This window comes from Campylobacter concisus (assembly GCF_002092845.1).
Lineage (GTDB): Bacteria > Campylobacterota > Campylobacteria > Campylobacterales > Campylobacteraceae > Campylobacter_A > Campylobacter_A concisus_AQ.
Genome location: NZ_LVXF01000034.1, coordinates 44,213 through 62,934, shown reverse-complemented (window position 1 = coordinate 62,934; position 18,722 = coordinate 44,213). Strand labels below are relative to the sequence as shown.

At 37.5% G+C, this 18,722-nt stretch carries 21 protein-coding genes and 1 pseudogene; 13 read left to right on the top strand and 9 right to left on the bottom strand.

The features are described from left to right. Window positions 1-807, top strand: a complete 807-nt coding sequence (locus A3854_RS06470) for a metal ABC transporter permease (protein WP_084041800.1) — start codon at window positions 1-3, stop codon at window positions 805-807. On the opposite strand, the gene A3854_RS06465 is transcribed toward A3854_RS06470, so the two are convergent. Continuing rightward, window positions 788-2,119 carry an MATE family efflux transporter gene (locus tag A3854_RS06465; protein ID WP_084041799.1) on the bottom strand — a complete coding sequence of 444 codons (1,332 nt, stop codon included), beginning with the start codon at window positions 2,117-2,119 and terminating at the stop codon, window positions 788-790. The two genes, A3854_RS06470 and A3854_RS06465, sit on opposite strands and share 20 nt — an antisense overlap. A 248-nt stretch (window positions 2,120-2,367) precedes the next feature. Continuing rightward, a complete protein-coding gene (locus tag A3854_RS06460; RefSeq protein ID WP_054195989.1) occupies window positions 2,368-2,814 on the bottom strand; it encodes a type II secretion system protein in 447 nt (148 codons plus the stop codon). Between the two features lie 141 nt (window positions 2,815-2,955). On the opposite strand from A3854_RS06460, the gene A3854_RS06455 reads away from it, so the two are divergent. After that, window positions 2,956-3,828 (top strand): cytochrome-c peroxidase, encoded by an 873-nt coding sequence (locus A3854_RS06455; protein ID WP_084041798.1) that lies wholly within the window; start codon window positions 2,956-2,958, stop codon window positions 3,826-3,828. Continuing rightward, window positions 3,818-6,238 carry a bifunctional diguanylate cyclase/phosphodiesterase gene (locus A3854_RS06450; RefSeq protein WP_084041797.1) on the top strand — a complete coding sequence of 807 codons (2,421 nt, stop codon included), beginning with the start codon at window positions 3,818-3,820 and terminating at the stop codon, window positions 6,236-6,238. The genes A3854_RS06455 and A3854_RS06450 overlap by 11 nt, the downstream gene beginning before the upstream one ends. A 3-nt stretch (window positions 6,239-6,241) precedes the next feature. Here the strand turns inward: A3854_RS06450 and A3854_RS06445 are convergent, their stop codons facing one another. Further along, the gene (locus tag A3854_RS06445; RefSeq protein WP_084041796.1) at window positions 6,242-7,000 is read right to left on the bottom strand and encodes an exodeoxyribonuclease III; all 759 of its coding nucleotides are present in this window, start codon (window positions 6,998-7,000) and stop codon (window positions 6,242-6,244) included. A gap of 53 nt (window positions 7,001-7,053) precedes the next feature. Here A3854_RS06445 and A3854_RS06440 point away from each other — a divergent pair, with 53 nt between their 5' ends. Both A3854_RS06440 and A3854_RS06435 read left to right on the top strand, forming a co-directional pair. Then, window positions 7,054-7,419 carry a diacylglycerol kinase gene (locus A3854_RS06440; RefSeq protein ID WP_084041795.1) on the top strand — a complete coding sequence of 122 codons (366 nt, stop codon included), beginning with the start codon at window positions 7,054-7,056 and terminating at the stop codon, window positions 7,417-7,419. A 1-nt stretch (window position 7,420) separates the two neighbouring features. After that, on the top strand, window positions 7,421-7,648 hold the full coding sequence (locus A3854_RS06435; RefSeq protein ID WP_084041794.1) for a replication/maintenance protein RepL: 228 nt from the start codon (window positions 7,421-7,423) through the stop codon (window positions 7,646-7,648). Window positions 7,649-7,677: 29 nt separating this feature from the next. Here A3854_RS06435 and A3854_RS06430 read toward each other — a convergent pair. The 4 genes and pseudogenes from A3854_RS06430 to rpsT all read right to left on the bottom strand — a co-directional run. Continuing rightward, window positions 7,678-7,913, bottom strand: a pseudogene (locus A3854_RS06430) (FAD-binding protein); the annotation flags it as partial. A gap of 174 nt (window positions 7,914-8,087) precedes the next feature. Next, window positions 8,088-8,507 carry a TOBE domain-containing protein gene (locus A3854_RS06425; RefSeq protein ID WP_084041793.1) on the bottom strand — a complete coding sequence of 140 codons (420 nt, stop codon included), beginning with the start codon at window positions 8,505-8,507 and terminating at the stop codon, window positions 8,088-8,090. Window positions 8,508-8,833: 326 nt separating this feature from the next. After that, complete coding sequence (prfA, locus tag A3854_RS06420) at window positions 8,834-9,901, bottom strand: peptide chain release factor 1 (protein WP_084041792.1); 1,068 nt, start codon at window positions 9,899-9,901, stop codon at window positions 8,834-8,836. Window positions 9,902-9,914: 13 nt separating this feature from the next. Further along, window positions 9,915-10,184 (bottom strand): 30S ribosomal protein S20, encoded by a 270-nt coding sequence (rpsT, locus tag A3854_RS06415; RefSeq protein ID WP_004317319.1) that lies wholly within the window; start codon window positions 10,182-10,184, stop codon window positions 9,915-9,917. Window positions 10,185-10,341: 157 nt separating this feature from the next. Between rpsT and glmM the strand changes: the two genes are divergently transcribed. The 6 genes from glmM to A3854_RS06385 all read left to right on the top strand — a co-directional run bounded on the left by glmM (window position 10,342) and on the right by A3854_RS06385 (window position 15,034). Further along, the gene (gene glmM, locus A3854_RS06410) at window positions 10,342-11,682 is read left to right on the top strand and encodes a phosphoglucosamine mutase (RefSeq protein ID WP_004317384.1); all 1,341 of its coding nucleotides are present in this window, start codon (window positions 10,342-10,344) and stop codon (window positions 11,680-11,682) included. Further along, the gene (lspA, locus tag A3854_RS06405) at window positions 11,675-12,127 is read left to right on the top strand and encodes a signal peptidase II (RefSeq protein WP_084041791.1); all 453 of its coding nucleotides are present in this window, start codon (window positions 11,675-11,677) and stop codon (window positions 12,125-12,127) included. The genes glmM and lspA overlap by 8 nt, the downstream gene beginning before the upstream one ends. Beyond that, on the top strand, window positions 12,117-12,479 hold the full coding sequence (locus tag A3854_RS06400; protein WP_084041790.1) for an NINE protein: 363 nt from the start codon (window positions 12,117-12,119) through the stop codon (window positions 12,477-12,479). The genes lspA and A3854_RS06400 overlap by 11 nt, the downstream gene beginning before the upstream one ends. 9 nt (window positions 12,480-12,488) lie before the next feature. Beyond that, window positions 12,489-12,923 (top strand): CopD family protein, encoded by a 435-nt coding sequence (locus A3854_RS06395; protein WP_004317437.1) that lies wholly within the window; start codon window positions 12,489-12,491, stop codon window positions 12,921-12,923. 9 nt (window positions 12,924-12,932) lie between these two features. Then, complete coding sequence (locus A3854_RS06390) at window positions 12,933-13,478, top strand: hypothetical protein (RefSeq protein ID WP_084041789.1); 546 nt, start codon at window positions 12,933-12,935, stop codon at window positions 13,476-13,478. 116 nt (window positions 13,479-13,594) lie between these two features. Then, window positions 13,595-15,034, top strand: a complete 1,440-nt coding sequence (locus A3854_RS06385) for an acetyl-CoA carboxylase subunit A (protein ID WP_054195976.1) — start codon at window positions 13,595-13,597, stop codon at window positions 15,032-15,034. 40 nt (window positions 15,035-15,074) lie between these two features. Here the strand turns inward: A3854_RS06385 and A3854_RS09830 are convergent, their stop codons facing one another. Both A3854_RS09830 and A3854_RS09825 read right to left on the bottom strand, forming a co-directional pair. Next, window positions 15,075-15,227 carry a hypothetical protein gene (locus tag A3854_RS09830; RefSeq protein ID WP_257639884.1) on the bottom strand — a complete coding sequence of 51 codons (153 nt, stop codon included), beginning with the start codon at window positions 15,225-15,227 and terminating at the stop codon, window positions 15,075-15,077. A 56-nt stretch (window positions 15,228-15,283) separates the two neighbouring features. Continuing rightward, on the bottom strand, window positions 15,284-15,577 hold the full coding sequence (locus A3854_RS09825; protein ID WP_257639883.1) for a PQQ-binding-like beta-propeller repeat protein: 294 nt from the start codon (window positions 15,575-15,577) through the stop codon (window positions 15,284-15,286). Between the two features lie 260 nt (window positions 15,578-15,837). Here A3854_RS09825 and A3854_RS06375 point away from each other — a divergent pair, with 260 nt between their 5' ends. Together A3854_RS06375 and gdhA are read left to right on the top strand one after the other, a co-directional pair. Further along, window positions 15,838-16,425, top strand: coding sequence for an SMI1/KNR4 family protein (locus tag A3854_RS06375; RefSeq protein ID WP_084041788.1), 588 nt, complete (start codon window positions 15,838-15,840; stop codon window positions 16,423-16,425). 196 nt (window positions 16,426-16,621) lie between these two features. Then, a complete protein-coding gene (gene gdhA / locus A3854_RS06370) occupies window positions 16,622-17,980 on the top strand; it encodes an NADP-specific glutamate dehydrogenase (protein WP_084041787.1) in 1,359 nt (452 codons plus the stop codon). The last annotated feature ends 742 nt before the right edge of the window (window positions 17,981-18,722 follow it).

The window sequence follows — 18,722 nt, the reverse complement described above, 5'->3', positions numbered from 1 at the left end:
ATGAGTGAAATTTTAGAGTTAAATTTTATGCAAAATGCCTTTATTGCTGGCATTTTAGTTAGTATCATTTGTGGGCTCATAGGCTCGCTTGTTGTTATAAATAAAATGACTTTTATCGCTGGCGGTATCGCGCACGGAGCGTATGGCGGCATAGGACTTGCCTTTTTCTTCTCGCTTGAACCACTTCTTGGCGCTAGCATATTTTCACTCTTTTTAGCCCTTATAATCGCCACTATCACGTTAAAAGATAAAACCAACATCGACTCAGTTATCGGTGCTATTTGGGCATTTGGCATGGCTATTGGTATCATCTTTATTGACTTAACTCCGGGATACAATGCCGATCTTATGAGTTATCTTTTTGGCTCTATCTTAGCAGTAAGTGGGCAAGATATAACATTTATGAGTATTTTAGATATCTTATTTTTAGCACTCATTGCTCTTTTTTATCGTCAGTTTGTAGCTATTAGCTTTGATGCAGAGTTTGCAAAGTTGCGCGGTGTAAATACAACATTTTTTCACTATTTATTAGTGTGCATGATGGCACTTTGTGTGGTGGCTACGATTCGTGTTGTTGGGCTGATTTTAGTCATCGCTCTTCTTACTATACCGCCATATTTAGCACAAATTTTTGCCAAAAGACTTGGACTGATGATGCTAATCTCTACTATCTTTTCAATCATTTTTTGTTTTAGCGGTCTATTTATTAGCTTTTATTTTAACCTAACAGGCGGAGCTAGCATAATCTTAGTTGCTTCACTTTGCTTTTTTGCTTTTTGTTTTAAATTTAAAAGCTTACGCCAGTAGCCCTTTTTAGCTGATAAAGCGTCCAAAAGACGAAGCAAATGGCTGTGAGATAGACACTAAAAAATAGAGCCAGCCATATAAATTTTATCTCAAGATCAAAATAGAAGACTACCGCGTAAAAAAGTGATCCTTGAAGCACAAATTGCCTAAATCCATTTAGCAAAAAGATGGCCACTGGGCGTTTTATGGCCTGAAGAGTGCTGCCTGAGACATTTATCGTGCCATAGGCTACGTAAGCAAGAGAATTTATACCAAGATAAAGCCCTGCTATCTCCAAAACCGCTGGCGTATCATCAAAGATTCTTATCATATCTTCACCAAAAAATCTAATAAAAACACAAGCAAATACACAATAAATAAGTAAAAAAAGAAGCGAAATTTTATAGCATTGCTTAGCTCTTTTAAAATTTTTAGCACCATAGTTTCTTGAAACGATACTTAAAACTGCTGCGGCCATACCAATGGTCGGCAATACCAAAATTTGCTCTATCCTTAAAGCTATACCATATCCTGCTACGGCATTTACACCATAGTAGCTTATAAATTTTAAAAGTACAAGTGAGCCAAGCGACATCGATAGATAGTTCAAACAAGCTGGTAGAGCTTGCTTTGTAATCTTTGTCCAAATGCTAAAATTTGGCACAAAATAGCTTAAATTTCTTGGCTCGATCATCTTAGCTTTTTTAACTTTTGCAAAAAGGTAGATCATGCCCAAAAGCTGAACACTCGCTGTTGCTAGAGCAAGTCCTTTTACACCAAGATCCAAAATGAATGCAAAAAAGTAGCAAAAAAATGCGTTAATAAAAAGGCCATAAAATAGCCAATCGCGGTAACTTTTTGTATCTCCAAGTGCCACAAGCACTCCGTTTAGAGATTTGATAATCAAGAAAAATGGCGCAGCAAGAAAGATAACACCCGCATAATCAAGCGCCTCTTTTAAATAGTGATGATCGGCTCCTAAAAAAGTGAGTAAATTTGGTGCTAAAAAATAGCCACAAAACCCCATAAAAATAGCAAATACTAGCACAAAGATAATTCCATTTGCTGCATAAAATTTAGCCATTTTTATCTTTCCTGCTCCAAGGCTATTACCTATTAGCGCAGTTAGTGCTGAGCCAAAACCAAGCCCAATGCCTACAATACTTAGATAAAGCAAAAAGCTCATAGCCATACCAGCTACGGCAAGGGTAGAAATTTTTGCTGCAAAAAATGTGCCGGTAACATTATAAAGAGTATTAAACATCATTGCGGTGCCAGCTGGAAGCGAAAGCGAAATGATGAGCTTGTTTAACGGGTCTTTTAGTAAATCCATGGTTTGATTTTACGTTTTTTATCTTTAAAATTTGTAAAGGATAAAATCAATTAAATTTAATAAAAAGCCATTACCCATTAGCATAATTATGATTGATATCTTTTGGCAACGCATTAAATCTTAGAAAGCTTATTTTTATGTATATAAATTATTTGTGTAAAAAATTTGTATTTCTATTAGTCTTTGTTATATTAAAAATTTAGTAGGCCAAATATCATAAAAAGCAAGGAAAAACCTTGCTAAAAATTTTATTTATATTTTATGCCCATACCGCCAAATTTAAGCGTATTAGCTGTCTTATTGTCGCTACTTTCGATTAGAGCTTTAACATCTACTAGTCCTGGCAATCCCCAAACTTGTTCACAAAGACCACCTGTTTTTATAGTAATGCCTATTTCACCACTAGTGTTATTTCCAGGACGTACCTCTAAACACTCATCATTTTTTGCTTTTACTGGTATTTTTACATTTGACATTTTTTTGACAGCTTCTTTAATATCCGAATTACTAGCAAATTCACCTTGTGAAGTGTAGTAAGAACCCAAATCAGCAATAAGTGTTTGTATATTTGTAGCAGTTTTTGCTATCTCTGCATCATCCCTTGTTGCAGCTAATTTTGGTATAGCAACCGCAGCTAATATGCCCAATATAACGATCACGAAGATCAACTCAATCATCGTAAAGCCTTTTTTCATGACTTCTCCTCCCTGAAATATAAATATTTTCTAAATCGAGCGAATTGTATCATAAATTTCAAAAAAACAATAAAATAATGTACTATATAAAAAATCAAAAATTTGCCGATATAAAAAAGAAAATTAAAAATTAGGGGCGTTATGAAGGGCGTTATACTTTGTCTATTTATCATCACGATTTCATTTTGCAAATATGAATCCTACAAACCTCTTACGGTAGTAAAATATAATGAAGAAAAGGCTCTGCTTGGTAAAAAACTCTTTTTTGACAAAAGACTAAGCCCAAACGAAAACTACTCTTGCCAAACTTGTCACAACTTATATTGGAATTTAAGTGGGAGCAACCAAGATAGCATGGAAAAAGGCACTTTAAATCCCCCAACCATATTAAATGCTGCAGCAAACTATCTATTTTATAGCGATGCAAAGATTAGCAATTTAAAAGATCAAGTAAAAGAGTCCATAACCTCTAGAATAGAACTAAACTCAGATAACGACAAAATAGTGGATTCTGTAAATAATATCTCTGAGTACAAAATTTTATTTAAAAAAATTTATAATGACGGCATTAATTTTGATAATATTGCAGATGCAATAGCTGAGTTTGAAAAGGCTGTCTTAAGTGTTGATTCGCCATTTGATCGTTTTATATCAGGTGATAACAATGCCATAGATGATAGCGCTAAGAAAGGATTTGAGATATTTAATAATATAGGCTGTGCCGCTTGTCACAATGGTAGAAATTTAGGAGGAAATTTGACACAAGATATTGGCCGAGAAAGAATTTCTGCCTTAGATACAAACAAAAGATTAAGAAGAGTGCCATCACTAAGAAATATTACAAAAACTGCCCCATATTTATCCCATGGAGAGATAAATGATCTAAAAGAGGCTATAAGCTTTATTGGCAACTATCAGCTAGGATACGTTCTTAGCAAAGATGAAATTGATGCTTTATGCTCATTTTTTCTAACATTAAATGGTAAAAAGCCTAGGATACTAAATGAGTACTAAACGAACAAGAACCGTACTTAGCTTCTTAGTAGCTATATTTTTCATTAGTGCATTTTTTATATATAAAGCAAATATAGCCATTGATACGGCTCATAAATTTGATGATGGAATTTTAAATCTAAAATTTATAGACAATGAGATAACTTTTTCTTTGAATAATATTTATGATGTCTCGAACTACGACAAACTCAATGCTGACATAAATTCTTTTGATACAAATTTGAGCAACCTTTCAATGCTTAGTGATGAGATGATGTTGTTTCATCAAAATGAAATAACAAAAGACCTACAAAACATAAGAGATGTATTTATTAAAAAAGTATTTTTTTTACAAAGATCAGCTTATGTAAACTCATCTATAGATTCTTATATCCAAATAAGTCAATATGAAATACAAAATCTCGCACTTCCAAATAAGCTTGAGCCTATATTTTATGCGATAAAAGGTGCTTTGATGCTTAGTCCTGAAGCAATAGATGAAATTTCAAAGCAAATAAAAATGTATAAAAACGAGTATAAAGATAACCAAAAAGCTCAAAGCGTATTAGACAAGATACTTTATGCAACTCAAGCTACAAAAACTTTACATACAATCTCAAATAGTGCAAAAGAGCTACATCTTGATAATATGCTAGAAAATTTTAGAAATAAAATCCTAGAATTTCACTCTGACGCAGTAGATAACACAAAAATAGCTCAAACAATTTGCTTACTTGCATTTATAATATTTTGTGCATTTGGCCTATATCAAATTAAAATGGCCTCAGAGCGCTTAAGGCAGATCAAACTTCTAAGTTCTACAATCGAAAATGATCATAGCTCTATTGTCTATTGCGACAAATACAATAGAATTTCATATGTAAATAAAACCTTTGAAGAAAAAACTGGCTACAAGCTAAAAGAAGTAATAGGCAAAAATCCTAGAATACTAAAATCATATATGCACCCACAAAGCTTTTATGAATCCATAAAAGATGCTCTGCAAAAATCTCTACCTTGGGAGAGCGATGAGCTTATAAGCAGAACAAAAAACGGTAATTTTTTATATGAAAAGGTAAAATTTTCACCATTTTTCTTTAAAAATAAATTTGAGGGCTATATAGCGGTAAAACTTGATAGGACTAAAGAGACGCTAATACTAAACGAGCTGACTCAAAAAAATGAACAAATAAAAATACAATCTTCGATCGATAAGCTAACAGGCTTTGGTAACTACTTTGCTTTAACTGAAATTTTAGACGCACAAAAAGATGGAGTGCTAATTTGCTTAAGCATTAAAAATTTTAAAATTTTAAGATTCTTTTATCAAACTAAGATTATTGATGCAATGCTAAAAGCAGTGGCTGATACACTAAAGCTTTGTATAGATACTTCTGAGATAAAAGCAAAGCTATTTAGATTTCAAGATGACGCATTTTATATGTGGTATGAAGGCGATAATATCGTAAGAGATATTGAGTATATTAGAGAATATTTTGGTTCAAATAGAATAAATGTTGCTATTGATGAAAAATTTGAAAATTTACCAGGCATAAAGATGGTATTTGGTGTTTCATTGCCAAACGATACCCCACAAACTAACCGTCTAATGCAATCAGTCCTTGCAAATCAGCTCGCAATAGAAAATGGTAGCAATATTTACTACTATTTAGAAAATGACGCCATTGAGATGAAATATCACAAAAACCAGCTAGCAGTTCAGCTAATCGAAGATGCGTTAGAAAATGATAGAGTCATCGTAGAAGCACAAGGCATCTTTAACTTAGAAGAAAATGAAACTGAAGCAAAATATTATGAAGTTTTGGTTCGTATAATCGATCAAAATGGCAAGATACACTATCCGGGCGAATTTTTAGATATTGCCATGAAGACGCAACTATATCCGCAAATAACCAAAAAGGTGATAAGTCTTGCGTTTGATCTAGCTAAAAGATATCCAGATTATATGTTCTCAATAAATTTATCTAATACAGACATAGCCGACGCTAGTATGAGAGAGCTTATAGAAAATAAACTAATAGAGTGCAAAGATCCTAATAAAATTTGTTTTGAAATGCTAGAGAGCGAAGAGCTTAGCGACTATGTTGCGGTAAATTCTTTCATAAAACGCGTCAAAGGCTATGGATGTAAAATTTCGATTGATGACTTTGGCTCAGGATACTCAAACTATTACCGAATTTTGGAGCTTGATATAGACACCATAAAGATAGATGGCTCAATAATCAAAAAGCTTCCATTTGACGAAAATGCTAGAGTTCTAGTAGAAACCATCGTAAGCTTTGCAAAAAAACAAGGCTACAAAATAGTAGCCGAGTTCGCAAGCTCAGAAGAAATTTTAAACCAAATCAAAAATTTTGGAATACCTTACGCACAAGGTTTCTTACTGGGCAAGCCTCGTAGAATGGAATAGTAGCTAAATTTCTATATCTATCCCAACTGGGCAGTGATCGCTGCCTGTGATCTCTGGCAAAATAAATGCGTCTTTTAGCCTATCTTTTAATCCTTGCGAGATAAAGAAATAATCAATCCTCCAGCCAACATTTTTCGCCCTTGCATTAAAGCGGTAACTCCACCACGAGTAAGCGTCCGCTACGTCGCCATTTATGGCTCTAAAGGTATCTATAAAGCCACTTTTTAGCACCTCATCTATCCACGCTCGCTCAATAGGCAAAAAGCCTGAAGTTTTGGCATTTGCCTTTGGATTTTTAAGGTCGATCTCACGGTGAGCGGTATTTACATCGCCACAAAATATCACCTCTTTGCCACTTTTTATAAGCTCTTTGCAGTAAGCTAGAAATTTCTCATAAAAATCCATTTTATAGGCTAGGCGCTCGTCATCCTTTTGGCCGTTTGGAAAATAGATATTAAAAAGCACGATATCGCTAAATCTATGCTCCAAAACACGCCCCTCCGTATCGTCAAAAAAAACTGCCTTTTGTGTTGAAATGTCAAAATTTGCTAGGCTCATCACGCCAGAGTATCCAGCCCTCTCGCCTGAGTTTACACTTATATCTTTAAAGCCAAGGTTATAAATTTCTTTTGGCACGTCACTTTCTTTGACCTTGATCTCTTGAAGTGCCAGGAAATCAGGCCTTATCTCATCAAGCCAACCAAAGCCATCTTTTGTTACAAGTGCTCTAAGGCCATTTACATTCCAGCTAATAAGTTTCAAATTTCATCCTTTTTTTAATTATAATTATGCCAAAAATCGCAAAAAGGAAAATTATGAGAAACCAGCCAGAGTATAAATTTTTTAAAAATTTTGGCTACGCAAGAGAGGGTTTGGCTGAAATTTTTAAAAATGAAAAGAGCTTTAGGATAGAAATTTGCATATTTTTATTAGTAGCACTATCGTTATTTTTTTGGAATTTTGATCTTGTTTTTAATCTATTTTTGATCTTTAGCATGGCATTTGTGCTAGTTTGCGAGTGCCTAAACTCTGGCTTAGAGCGAGTAACTGATCTTGCAAGCCCAGACTATCACGCCCTAGCAAAGGCGGCAAAAGATGCAGGAAGTGCAGCTGTGATGATCGCAAATTTCTTATGTGGCGCGCTTTGGTGCGTGGCAATAGGATATAAAATTTGGGGCTAGCATGAATGAAGGAATTTACAAGGCAATCATTGGTGAGAAAAAGGTAGAAATTATAAATTTGCTAGTTAAAAGCTGTGATGAAAATGGCTTTATTGTAGTAAAAATTTCAGAAATTTGTGAAAAGCTAGATGTGAGCAAACCAACCGTGATAAATACGTTTAAGCTACTTGAAGAGAAGAAAATTTTCGAGCGAGTGAAAAATGGAGTTTATAGATTTAAAAATTTATAGTGGCAAGCAAACCCACCTGCTACCTCTTTTTAGCCGATAGCCTTAACAGCAATCATACCAAATATCAAGCAATCAGTTATCACGACTGATCCTAGACGGCTAGCTCATGAACGCCACCAGTGATCTTGCCAGCTACATATAGATTTGGTATAGGCACAGCTGTTTGAGAGCTTATGACATGGACTTTTGTATTGATATTTAGACCACCTATTGTGTGCTGAACTTTTGGCATGCTACACTCTGCATAAAATGATGGATAGGCTACAAAAGTAAAAAGTAATATAAATTTTAGCTATAAATTTTTAAGTAAATAGCTTTAAAAATATTTACTACAACTTCTTTAAATTTATAACTTGGCTGATAATTTTTAGAGTATTTTAGATTTTAGCTTAAGAATAAAATTTAATTTAGAAGGAACGGAGCAAAATTGCTCCGTAAATTATTTAACACCAACTATAATTTGAGTTGCTTTAATGATCGCAGTTACTTTATCCCCTGCTTTTAAAGCTAGGCTGCTAACTGACTCTCTTGTGATGATAGCTGAAATTTTACTGCCATTTACATCGATAATAACTTCAGCATTTACAGCTCCGTCTTTTATCTCGCTAACAACACCTTTGATTTGGTTTGTAGCACTAAGCTTGATGCTGTCGTCTTTTGAAACGATAACGCTTGAAGCTTTGAATAAAAAGATAGCTTTTTTGCCAACTTTAAGATCAAGACCTTTTTCACTATCAACTGTAACAGTTGCTTTTAGCACCTCGCCACCTGCTAGTTTGCCAGATATTAGCGAATTTACCGCACCTGTTCTTACCTCTGTGATCTCAACATTTAGTTGATTTCTTGCACTTATTGACATTTTGTCTCCTTGTTTTGAATTAAATTATGGTGAAATTGTAAGGTAGAATTATTAAGTAAAACTTAAAAACTATTTATACAAAATTATAATATCAAAAATAAAAACTTTATACTTTTAGATGCCCTATAAATCGCTATTTGAGAAATAAAATCTAAAAATTTAATTTATATTATTTTGAAAAAAATGAGAAAAAATATTACTAGCTACTACTTCTAAATATCTATTTTTATAAAATTCTTGTAAATTTGACTTTAAAGCTTTGTAAATTTAAAAGTATTTTTAGGTAAAGAAATAAATTATAAAATTTGAAATAGAAATTTGAAAGTTTAAATGCCAGCTTCTAGCATAGCTTCTGCTTGATAATGCGTAATAAGTGGCTCGACGATCTCATCAAATAATCCCGCAGCCATAATCGCATCAAGGCGGTAAAGTGTTAAATTTATACGGTGATCACTTATGCGGTTTTGCGGATAGTTGTATGTCCTTATCCTACCAGAACGATCCCCAGTGCCAACTTGGCTCTTTCGCTCACTAGTTTCTTTTGCAAGTCTCTCTTGCTCTTGTATCTCATAAAGTCTAGCTTTTAGCACCTTCATCGCAGCTTCTTTATTTTTGTGCTGACTCTTGCCATCTTGGTTTGTGACAACAAGTCCAGTTGGTATGTGCGTGATCCTAACGGCACTATCAGTTGTATTTACTGACTGACCGCCATGGCCTGAGCTTCTCATCACATCGACTCTTATATCATTTGGATTGATCTCGATCTCACTATCCTCAACCTCTGGCATGATAGCTACAGTCACAGCCGAAGTGTGCACCCTGCCCTGACTCTCAGTCTCTGGCACACGCTGAACTCTATGTGTACCACCTTCAAATTTTAGCCTTGAGTAAGCACCTTTACCTTTTATAAGCACTATGATCTCTTTAAAGCCGCCAGTATTGCCTTCGCTTTGGCTAACGATCTCAAATTTATATCCACGAAGCTCAGCATATCTAATGTAAGCATTGAAAAGATCTCCAACAAATAGTGCAGCCTCGTCACCACCAGTACCTGCGCGAATTTCTAAAAATATATTTTTATCATCGTTTGGATCTTTTGGAAGAAGTAAAATTTTGATCTCTTCTTCAAGCTTCTCTCTTGAAATTTCTAAATTTTTAAGCTCATCTTTTGCAAGCTCGCCAAGCTCAGAGTCCTCAAGTAGGGCTTTATTTTCGTCGATGTCTTTTAAAATTTCTAGATATTTTGTTGAGGCAGTTGCGACTGGCTCGATAGATGATTGCTCTTTTGAGAGCTTTGTCATCTTTTCGATATCGTTTGCTATATTTGGATCGCTTAGAAGCGCAGAAATTTCATTATAGCGATCCAAAAATGGATGAAGTTTATCAGCAAACATTAAATTTTATAGATTAAGCAGCTTTTAGAGTATTTACTAATTGTGCAAGACGACTAACGCGACGAGCAGCAGTTTGTTTCTTCAAAAAGCCTCTACTTACGAAGCTGTGTATGCTTTTGTTAGCAACTTTTAAAGCTTCATTTGCAGCATTTAGATCTTTAGCTTCTACAGCTACACGCACTGCTTTTGTGATATTTTTAAGTCTTGTGCGGTAAAATCTATTTCTTTCTGTTCTTTTTATAGTTTGTCTAGCTCTTTTTTCAGCAGATTTATGGTTTGCCATAATATACCTTTTTGAATAATTTTAGTCGATGATTATATTAAAGATATAATAAATTTAACCTTAATTTAAGTCATCCTTAATGAAAGTAAAATTTTAGATTTTAAATTAGGTAAATTCTGATAAAATAGCACAATTTTATAATAAAAAGGATAAATTTATGAAACTATTTGGAACGGATGGAGTTCGTGGTAAGGCTGGCGAAAAGCTTTCAGCTCAAACATCTATGCGTCTTGCAATGGCAGCTGGAATTTATTTTAGAAAAACTTCAGCGACAAATGTGATTTTGGTTGGAAAAGATACTAGAAAAAGTGGCTATATGATAGAAACCGCCATCGTTGCAGGGCTAACTGCAGTTGGCTACAACGTCCTTCAAATAGGCCCTATGCCAACACCTGCGATTGCATTTTTAACAGAAAATATGCGCTGTGACGCTGGCATAATGATAAGCGCATCGCACAACCCATACTACGATAACGGCATCAAATTTTTTGATAGCTTTGGCAACAAACTTGATGAGACGATAGAAGCCGAGATAGAAAAAATCTTCTACGATGACGAGCTCATCGCAAACGCCCAAAAGACAATGACAGAGATCGGTGCAAACAAGAGAATTGACGACGTTATCGGCAGATATATCGTGCAGATCAAAAATTCATTCCCAAAAGAGCTAAATTTAAAGAATTTACGAGTAGTTTTAGACGTAGCAAATGGAGCTGCTTACAAGGTCGCACCAACTGTATTTAGCGAGCTTGGAGCTGATGTCATCGTCATAAACAACGAGCCAAATGGTAGCAACATCAACCAAAACTGCGGCGCACTTCACCCAGAAGATCTAGCAAGCGAGGTAAAAAGGCTTCGTGCTGACATCGGCTTTGCATTTGACGGCGATGCTGATAGACTTGTAGTCGTCGATGAAAACGGCGAAGTTGTGCATGGCGATGCGATACTTGGCTCACTAGCTGCATTTTTACACGAGCAAAAGGCGCTAAAAGGTGGAGCCATCGTGGCTACGGTGATGAGTAATGCCGCACTTGATGACTATCTAAAAGCCCATAAGATCAAGTTACTTCGCTCAAACGTAGGCGATAAATACGTGCTTGAGATGATGAAAGAAAATGGCATAAATTTTGGTGGCGAGCAAAGCGGCCACGTCATATTTAACGACTACGCCAAGACTGGAGACGGCCTTGTTACATCGATGCAAGTAGTTGCTATGATGCTTAAAAAAGGTAAAAAAGCTAGTGAAATTTTTGGCGAGTTAAAGCCGTATCCACAAATTTTGCTAAATTTAAAGATCACAGAGAAAAAGCCACTTGATAAGATAGAGGGGCTAAAAGAGCTTGAGGCTAGCCTCGCAAAAGAGGGCATAAGATCACTCTTTAGATACTCTGGCACTGAAAATTTGATCAGACTTTTGCTTGAAGGTAAAAATCAAACTTTAGTTGAAAAACGCATGGATGAAGTTGAGAAATTTTTTGTAAAAGCCCTAAATGCGTAAAAATTTGATTAAATTTTTCATAGCGTTTTTTCTCATCTTTATCGTTGATCAAGCGATAAAGATGATATTTATAGATGGTTTTTCGTGGGAGGGCGAGTTTTTCTCGCTAGTTCTTACATATAATAAGGGCGTTGCATTTTCGATGTTTGCCTTTTTAGATAAGTGGCTTAAATTTATCCAGATAGCTCTCATTTTAGGTGTTTTTGTCTATCTAGTCATTGAAAAAAAACTGCTTTGCTCGCATGCCATTTGGCTTGGAGCTTTGCTAGGAGCTGGCAGCTCAAATATCACAGATAGATTTATCCATGGCGGCGTCGTGGATTACGTCTTTTGGCACAAGTGGTTTAACTTTGCAGTCTTTAACTTCGCTGATGTGATGATCGATCTTTGCGTTGTGATGATATTTTGGCAAAGTTTTAGAAAAAGGAGAGAGAGTGGGAAATAATATCTACGTCGCATACGCGCTTTGGCTACTTACTGGCTGGCTTGGAGCGCATAGAATTTACCTTGGTAAATTTATCACTGGCTTTTTGATGATGGGACTATTTTTTATCGGCTACTCTTTACAAATCATCCTCGTTGGTTATTTATTCTTAGCTATTTGGGGCATTTGGTGGATCATCGATGCATTTTTAGTTGGCGCTTATGTCGAGAAAAATTTACAAAAAGTCGAGCTAAAAGAGAGACTAAAACTAAAAGATAAAGAAGAGGACTTAAAAAGGCTTTACGAGCTTTTTGAGAGTGGTGCGATCAGCAAGGCTGAATTTGAAGCTAGAAAAGAGATACTTTTTAGATAAGGAGACGTTATGGCAGAATATTATCTTTACTTAAAATACCTCCACTATTTGTTTTTCATCTCGTGGATGGCAGTGCTGTTTTATCAGCCAAGGCTCTACGTTTATCACGTAGAAAACATGGATAAACCTGACTTTGTAAAAGTAGTCGAAGTGATGGAGTACAAAATGTATCACTACATCGGCTGGGTCGCACTAATTGGCTCATTTGTCACTGGTATATTGATACTTATCGCGATGCCTGATCTTATAAAAACTGGTCACATCCATGTCAAAATTTTAGTTGTCATCTTAATGGCTATCTATCACCTAGACCTTGGACGCTACATGAAGCAGCTCAAAGAAAAACGCTGTAACAAAAGCGGCATCTTCTTTAGAGCTTACAACGAAGTGCCAACTATCGCGATGCTCATCATCATCTGGGTAATGATAGTAAATCCATTTTAAAGGAATTTGATGAAGAAATTTTTAGCATTTATCACTTTGCCAGCGCTCTTGCTCGCAGCTACTCAGTATTTTGAGCCGATGCAGATAAAATTTGACAACAGACTATATTCACTAGCATATTCAGCCAAGCCTGTGCCAAATTTATTCACACAGGAGTACTTGCTCCCTGGCGAGAAGATAGATAGTTTTAGCTACATGCTCTCGCTAAATACCCTTAAATTTGACGCTACACCAGAGCAAGCGGTCGAGCAAAAGATAAATGATCTAAAAGAGCTAAAAGCAAAAGGGCTAAAAGTAGCTTATAAAAAGGGCTCACTCGCAAATGAAATTTATCTTGATATCACGATATTTTCAAACCTAAATGGCACTCCAACAGCCGAGCACTCGATATATCGCTACACCAAACAAGGCGGAAATTTAGTCCTTTTTACCATCCAAAGGCGTGCTTATAAAAAAGAGGGCATTCAAAGATTTGCTACAAATTTTACGATCGAGTCGCAAGATTTTAGCAAAAAAGCCCTAGCCACACCTTTTCCACAAATCATCAATAGATAGACAAATTTGAGTGTAAATTTAGCCTTTGCACTCAAATTTTAAAACCAGACTTAATAAATTTATCTAAAAATAAAACGAATAGTTATATGATAAGCAAAACTCAAAAAGGATAGCCTATGATACATAAAATTCTTATCGCAAATCGTGGTGAGATCGCAGTTAGGATAGTCAGAGCTTGTAGGGATTTACACATTCAAAGCGTAGGGATTTACACAGCACCAGATAGCGAGTGCTTACATGTGAGGATCGCTGATGAGGCCTATCAAGTGGGCGAAGATCCGATCAAAGGCTATCTTGACGCCAAAGCTATCGTAAAGCTTGCTAAAGAGTGCGGGGCTGACGCGATACACCCAGGATACGGCTTTTTAAGCGAAAACTACGAATTTGCAAAGGCGGTTGAGGATGCTGGGCTTATATTTATCGGTCCAAAGGCTGAAGTGATCAGAAAAATGGGTGATAAAAATATCGCAAGATACCTAATGAAGAGAAACGGCATACCAATCGTTCCAGGCACAGAAAAGCTAAATGACGAGAGCATGGATGCCATAAAAGAGCACGCTAGACGCATCGGCTACCCAGTCATCTTAAAAGCAAGTGGAGGCGGAGGCGGACGTGGCATCAGAGAAGTTTGGCAAGAAGAAGATATGCAAGATGCCTTTGAGTCGTGCACCAGAGAAGCAAAGACCTACTTTAACAACGATGAAGTCTTTATGGAGAAGCTTGTCGTAAATCCTCGTCACATCGAGTTTCAAATTTTAGGTGACAACTACGGCAATATCATCCACCTTTGCGAGCGTGACTGCTCTATCCAAAGGCGCCACCAAAAGATCATTGAGATCGCACCTTGCCCATCGATCAGCGAAAATTTAAGAAAGATAATGGGTGTGACCGCAGTGGCTGCTGCAAAGGCTGTGGGCTACTCAAACGTCGGAACGATCGAGTTTTTGCTAGATGACTACAACAACTTTTACTTCATGGAGATGAATACCCGTATCCAAGTGGAGCATGGCATCACTGAAGAGATCACCGGCCACGACTTAGTCGTTAGGCAGATAAGGATCGCTGCGGGTGAAATTTTAGAGATCGAGCAAAGCGACATCAAGCCGCGCGGCTACGCGATAGAAGCAAGGATCACGGCTGAAAATGTCTGGGAGAATTTCATCCCAGCACCAGGCACGATCGAGGGCTACTACCCAGCCCTTGGCCCATCTGTGCGTGTCGATAGCCACGTCTATAAAGACTACACCATACCGCCATTTTATGACTCACTAATCGCAAAGTTGATCGTAAAGGCGACCGACTACGATCTAGCGGTAAATAAGCTTGAAAGAGCACTTGAAGAATTTACCATCGAAGGCGTGCGAACGATCATCCCATTTTTGCTAACGATCAGCAAAAGTAAGGAGTTTAGACGAGGATTTTTCGATACTAGCTACGTTGAGAAAAACTTAAAAACTATCCTTGAAAACACCTATGACGATATGAATAAAGAGCCAAATGACGACCTAGAAGAGGTCATCGTAGAGGCGATAAAAAGATATAAAAAGAAGAGATGAATTTATCTCATTGCGGCTTTGGCGATAAATTTCGCCAAGGCTAAATCCTCGCGCAAACTGCGTACGTCTTAGCTCCGTCATTTGCCATAGCATAGAGCTTGCCACCGCTTACTAGCATGATCCGATCTGTGACTAAACCAAAATTTTCAAACTCTATCTCTTTTAATAGCAAGCCATTTTTAGCATTTATCAAAACTGGCTTATTTTGCGGTTTGCGAGCAAAATTTAACCATTAGTTCAAGCAAAGTGCTATGTGCCACTTGTTTTAAATTTAAATATCACCTCGCCACTTTTCGCCTCCACTGCGTATAGATCTCCGCCCTTGTCAGCGGTGCCAAAGTATAGCACTCCCTCGCGCAGGCAAACTGGCGCGTAAAGATATATGCCAAGCTTTAGCCGCCAGATAGTTTTGCCTATTCTTACACTCTGCTCTTTAGGCGACACACTCTCATTTAAATTTTCATCTTTTGCTTCACTTTTGAATGCTGCGCCGCCCAAATTTTCTTTACACCCCACTATAAGTGCGAGCTCATTCGTACGCAAAAGTCCTCAAGCTCGTATGCTTTAGCGTAGTTTCAATTCTCTTTTATGGGCTACGTGGCTTTACCAAGCCAATTTACCTCATCATTAATCCTTTATAACATCTCACATTTAGTGATTGCTAGTTTTCTTAGTTATCTCTGCCAGTTTCTTAAATTTATGAAGATTGTGGTCTAAATTTGGCGACAAATGGGTTAAAATTAAAAATGTACTGAAATAAATTTGATAAAATTTGCCAAAATCCAGCAGATTAAAGGACTGATATGTTTTTAAAGCTAGATGAAATCGCTCAAAAGTTAGATCAAATTTTCTTGCGACTAGAGCAAGAGGGTATGACTGGCATGAGACTCTTGCTTCAAAATGACATTAAAGCTACCACACAAGCACTTAAAAACGCAGAAAAGGCTCTTGGCGTAAATTTCCCAGCTAAATTTTTAGAGCTAATAAGCAAATTTGACCTTGGAAATTTTGAAATTTGCAATGTCAAATTTGGCTCCAGAGGCGATTACGCGAGCGAGCTAGTGCGGCTAAATAGCGTAGATGAGTTTGGTGGCAAATGGTGGAGTGGCAAGGCTCGCCCTTTAAATTTGATAGTCTTTGCCATGGGTGATCCGTGGATATTTTTGCTTGATTGCACAAGTGGCGCGGTCTATGCATGGCTCTTTGGAGATGAGGAGCTTTGCGGTAGATGCATCGCAAGTGACTTTGAGAAATTGTTCATAGCACTTGCTAGCATCGATATAGCAAGACTAAATGATAAAGCTATGCTATCAACCGAGCAAATCCTAAAATTTGTCCAAGCAGATGGTAGAGCTCTTCTTTTCTGGCAAGAGATGGCATATGAAATTTAGCAAAATTAGGCTTCTTAGCCTAAAATCTCTTTTATAAATTTATCCCAGCGATCGAAACAAAAACCACTTTTTATAAATTTAGTTTCGATATGTAACGCTCATTGCCTAAAATAAAAATATAAAAATAAATTTAAATAAAAATTTTTTCTAGGAGAGTTAATATTCAACTACGAAAATTTGACGAATAGGAGCCAAAATGAGCGAGTACATCGAAAAAACGATGGAGTGGATAAAAAAGACCAATCCGGGTCAAGGTGTCTTTGTCCAGGCTGCGACCGAGGTTTTAAACAGCCTCGAGCCGCTTATAAAAAGAGAGAGCAAGTACCAAAAACACGCGATCCTAGAGCGCATAGTTATCCCTGAGCGCACGGTAATCTTTCGCGTCACGTACACGGGCGACGACGGCAGACCGCAGGTAAATAACGGCTACCGCGTGCAGTTTAACTCAGCCGTGGGCCCCTATAAAGGCGGCATCAGACTGCATCCTAGCGTGGATCTTGGCGTGCTAAAATTTCTAGGATTTGAGCAAATTTTTAAAAACTCGCTCACGGGCGTAAATATCGGCGGCGCAAAAGGCGGCAGCACCTTTGATCCAAAAGGCAAGAGCGAGGGCGAGATAATGCGCTTTTGCCAAGCATTTATGAGCGAGCTATACCGCCACATCGGCAACACCGTGGACGTACCGGCAGGCGATATCGGCGTGGGCGCGCGCGAGATCGGCTATATGTTTGGGCAGTATAAAAAACTCACGGGCAGATTTGACGGCATACTAACGGGCAAGGGGCTAAACTGGGGCGGCAGCCTAGCGCGCACGGAGGCGACCGGATACGGACTGGTCTATTTTACGCAAAACATGCTGCAAAAGGCGGGCCTGGGGCTAGAGGGCAAAAAATGCAGCATAAGCGGTAGCGGAAACGTCGCCATCTACACGGCAGAAAAGCTCTATCAAGTAGGCGCGCTGCCTATCACGGTTTCTGATTCAAACGGATACGTTTACGACGCCGAGGGCATCGATCTAGCGGTGCTTAAAGAGCTAAAAGAAGTGAGACGCGCGCGCCTTAGCGAATACGTTAAATTTAGACCGAACGCAAAATACGTAAGCGTAAGCGAGTACAAAGAGGGCAGAAACGGCGTGTGGGATGTGCCGTGCGACGGAGCGTTTCCGTGCGCGACGCAAAACGAGCTGCATCTAGCCGACATAAAAGTGCTTTACGCCAACGGCTGTCGCTTCGTGGCTGAGGGCGCAAATATGCCAAGCACGCTTGATGCGATAAATTTTATGCTAGCGCAAAAGGATTTTTACTTCGCTCCGGCAAAGGCGGCAAACGCGGGCGGCGTGGGCACAAGCGGCCTTGAGATGATGCAAAACGCTGGCATGACCGCGTGGAGCTTTGAAAAGGTCGATCACAGACTGCACGGCATCATGAATCACATCTTCGAGCTTAGCTACGAGACTAGCAAGGAGTTTGGCGACGAGGGAAATTTGGTACTTGGCTCAAATATCGCGGGCTTTAGAAAAGTGGCTGATGCGATGATAGATCAAGGATATGTGTAGGCTAATTTTATCTCTTAGCTTTATAAAATTACGTCCAAGTTAAATTTCAATATGAAGTTACTTTGGGCTTTTAGGTAAAAAGGAATTTGCCTTTTGTATGGCAAATTTTAATAGCAAACTATTAAAATTTATGCTGGATTGAAGCATTGTATATATGTGGATTTGAAGCTCGCCTAAATTTAAAGTATTTACACTAAGTTGGCGAGCAGATCACTATTTTTAGATCTTTTAGTGCAAATTTTACCAAAAGAGCTGATACGGTGGCAAATGGTGGAGTGGCGAGGTTTGTGCAACAAATTTGAAAGTTTTTGCCATGGATGCTTTTGCTTGATTACACGAGTGGTATGTTTATGTGTGGCTGTTTAAAAATGAAGAAATTTGTAGCAGGCGCGTTGCGATCGAGAAATTTTTATAGTGTTAGCTGGCATAGATATAGCAAGACAAAATGAAGAAGTCCTGGCAGAGAATGAGCAAACACTAAATTTTATCCAAGCAGATTATAGGGTATTTGATTTTTGCCAAGAAGTGGCTTATAAAATTTAGTAAATTTATGCTCACCCAGCCTAAATTCTCTTTTATAAATTTAAACTACAAACAAGCGATTTTTTAGCAAATTTATACAGCTACTAGGCGAAATTTAGCTTATAACACTCGCACAGGCACCATGAATTTACAACTCGAAAGAAGTTATCAAATTTACTCTTTCAGGCGAGCTCTTGCCTAGTCGAATTTCAGCAAAGTG

What these genes read in the sequence shown, in the direction of transcription:
- A3854_RS06390 (WP_084041789.1), top strand. Translation starts at nt 12,933, where the DNA reads ATGAAGAAATTTTTAGCATTTATCACTTTGCCAGCGCTCTTGCTCGCA.
- A3854_RS06385 (WP_054195976.1), top strand. Translation starts at nt 13,595, where the DNA reads ATGATACATAAAATTCTTATCGCAAATCGTGGTGAGATCGCAGTTAGG.
- rpsT (WP_004317319.1), bottom strand. Translation starts at nt 10,184, where the DNA reads ATGGCAAACCATAAATCTGCTGAAAAAAGAGCTAGACAAACTATAAAA.
- A3854_RS06435 (WP_084041794.1), top strand. Translation starts at nt 7,421, where the DNA reads ATGAATGAAGGAATTTACAAGGCAATCATTGGTGAGAAAAAGGTAGAA.
- A3854_RS06465 (WP_084041799.1), bottom strand. Translation starts at nt 2,119, where the DNA reads ATGGATTTACTAAAAGACCCGTTAAACAAGCTCATCATTTCGCTTTCG.
- glmM (WP_004317384.1), top strand. Translation starts at nt 10,342, where the DNA reads ATGAAACTATTTGGAACGGATGGAGTTCGTGGTAAGGCTGGCGAAAAG.
- A3854_RS06455 (WP_084041798.1), top strand. Translation starts at nt 2,956, where the DNA reads ATGAAGGGCGTTATACTTTGTCTATTTATCATCACGATTTCATTTTGC.
- lspA (WP_084041791.1), top strand. Translation starts at nt 11,675, where the DNA reads ATGCGTAAAAATTTGATTAAATTTTTCATAGCGTTTTTTCTCATCTTT.
- A3854_RS06470 (WP_084041800.1), top strand. Translation starts at nt 1, where the DNA reads ATGAGTGAAATTTTAGAGTTAAATTTTATGCAAAATGCCTTTATTGCT.
- gdhA (WP_084041787.1), top strand. Translation starts at nt 16,622, where the DNA reads ATGAGCGAGTACATCGAAAAAACGATGGAGTGGATAAAAAAGACCAAT.
- A3854_RS06395 (WP_004317437.1), top strand. Translation starts at nt 12,489, where the DNA reads ATGGCAGAATATTATCTTTACTTAAAATACCTCCACTATTTGTTTTTC.
- A3854_RS06375 (WP_084041788.1), top strand. Translation starts at nt 15,838, where the DNA reads ATGTTTTTAAAGCTAGATGAAATCGCTCAAAAGTTAGATCAAATTTTC.
- A3854_RS06460 (WP_054195989.1), bottom strand. Translation starts at nt 2,814, where the DNA reads ATGAAAAAAGGCTTTACGATGATTGAGTTGATCTTCGTGATCGTTATA.
- A3854_RS06440 (WP_084041795.1), top strand. Translation starts at nt 7,054, where the DNA reads ATGAGAAACCAGCCAGAGTATAAATTTTTTAAAAATTTTGGCTACGCA.
- A3854_RS06425 (WP_084041793.1), bottom strand. Translation starts at nt 8,507, where the DNA reads ATGTCAATAAGTGCAAGAAATCAACTAAATGTTGAGATCACAGAGGTA.
- A3854_RS06450 (WP_084041797.1), top strand. Translation starts at nt 3,818, where the DNA reads ATGAGTACTAAACGAACAAGAACCGTACTTAGCTTCTTAGTAGCTATA.
- prfA (WP_084041792.1), bottom strand. Translation starts at nt 9,901, where the DNA reads ATGTTTGCTGATAAACTTCATCCATTTTTGGATCGCTATAATGAAATT.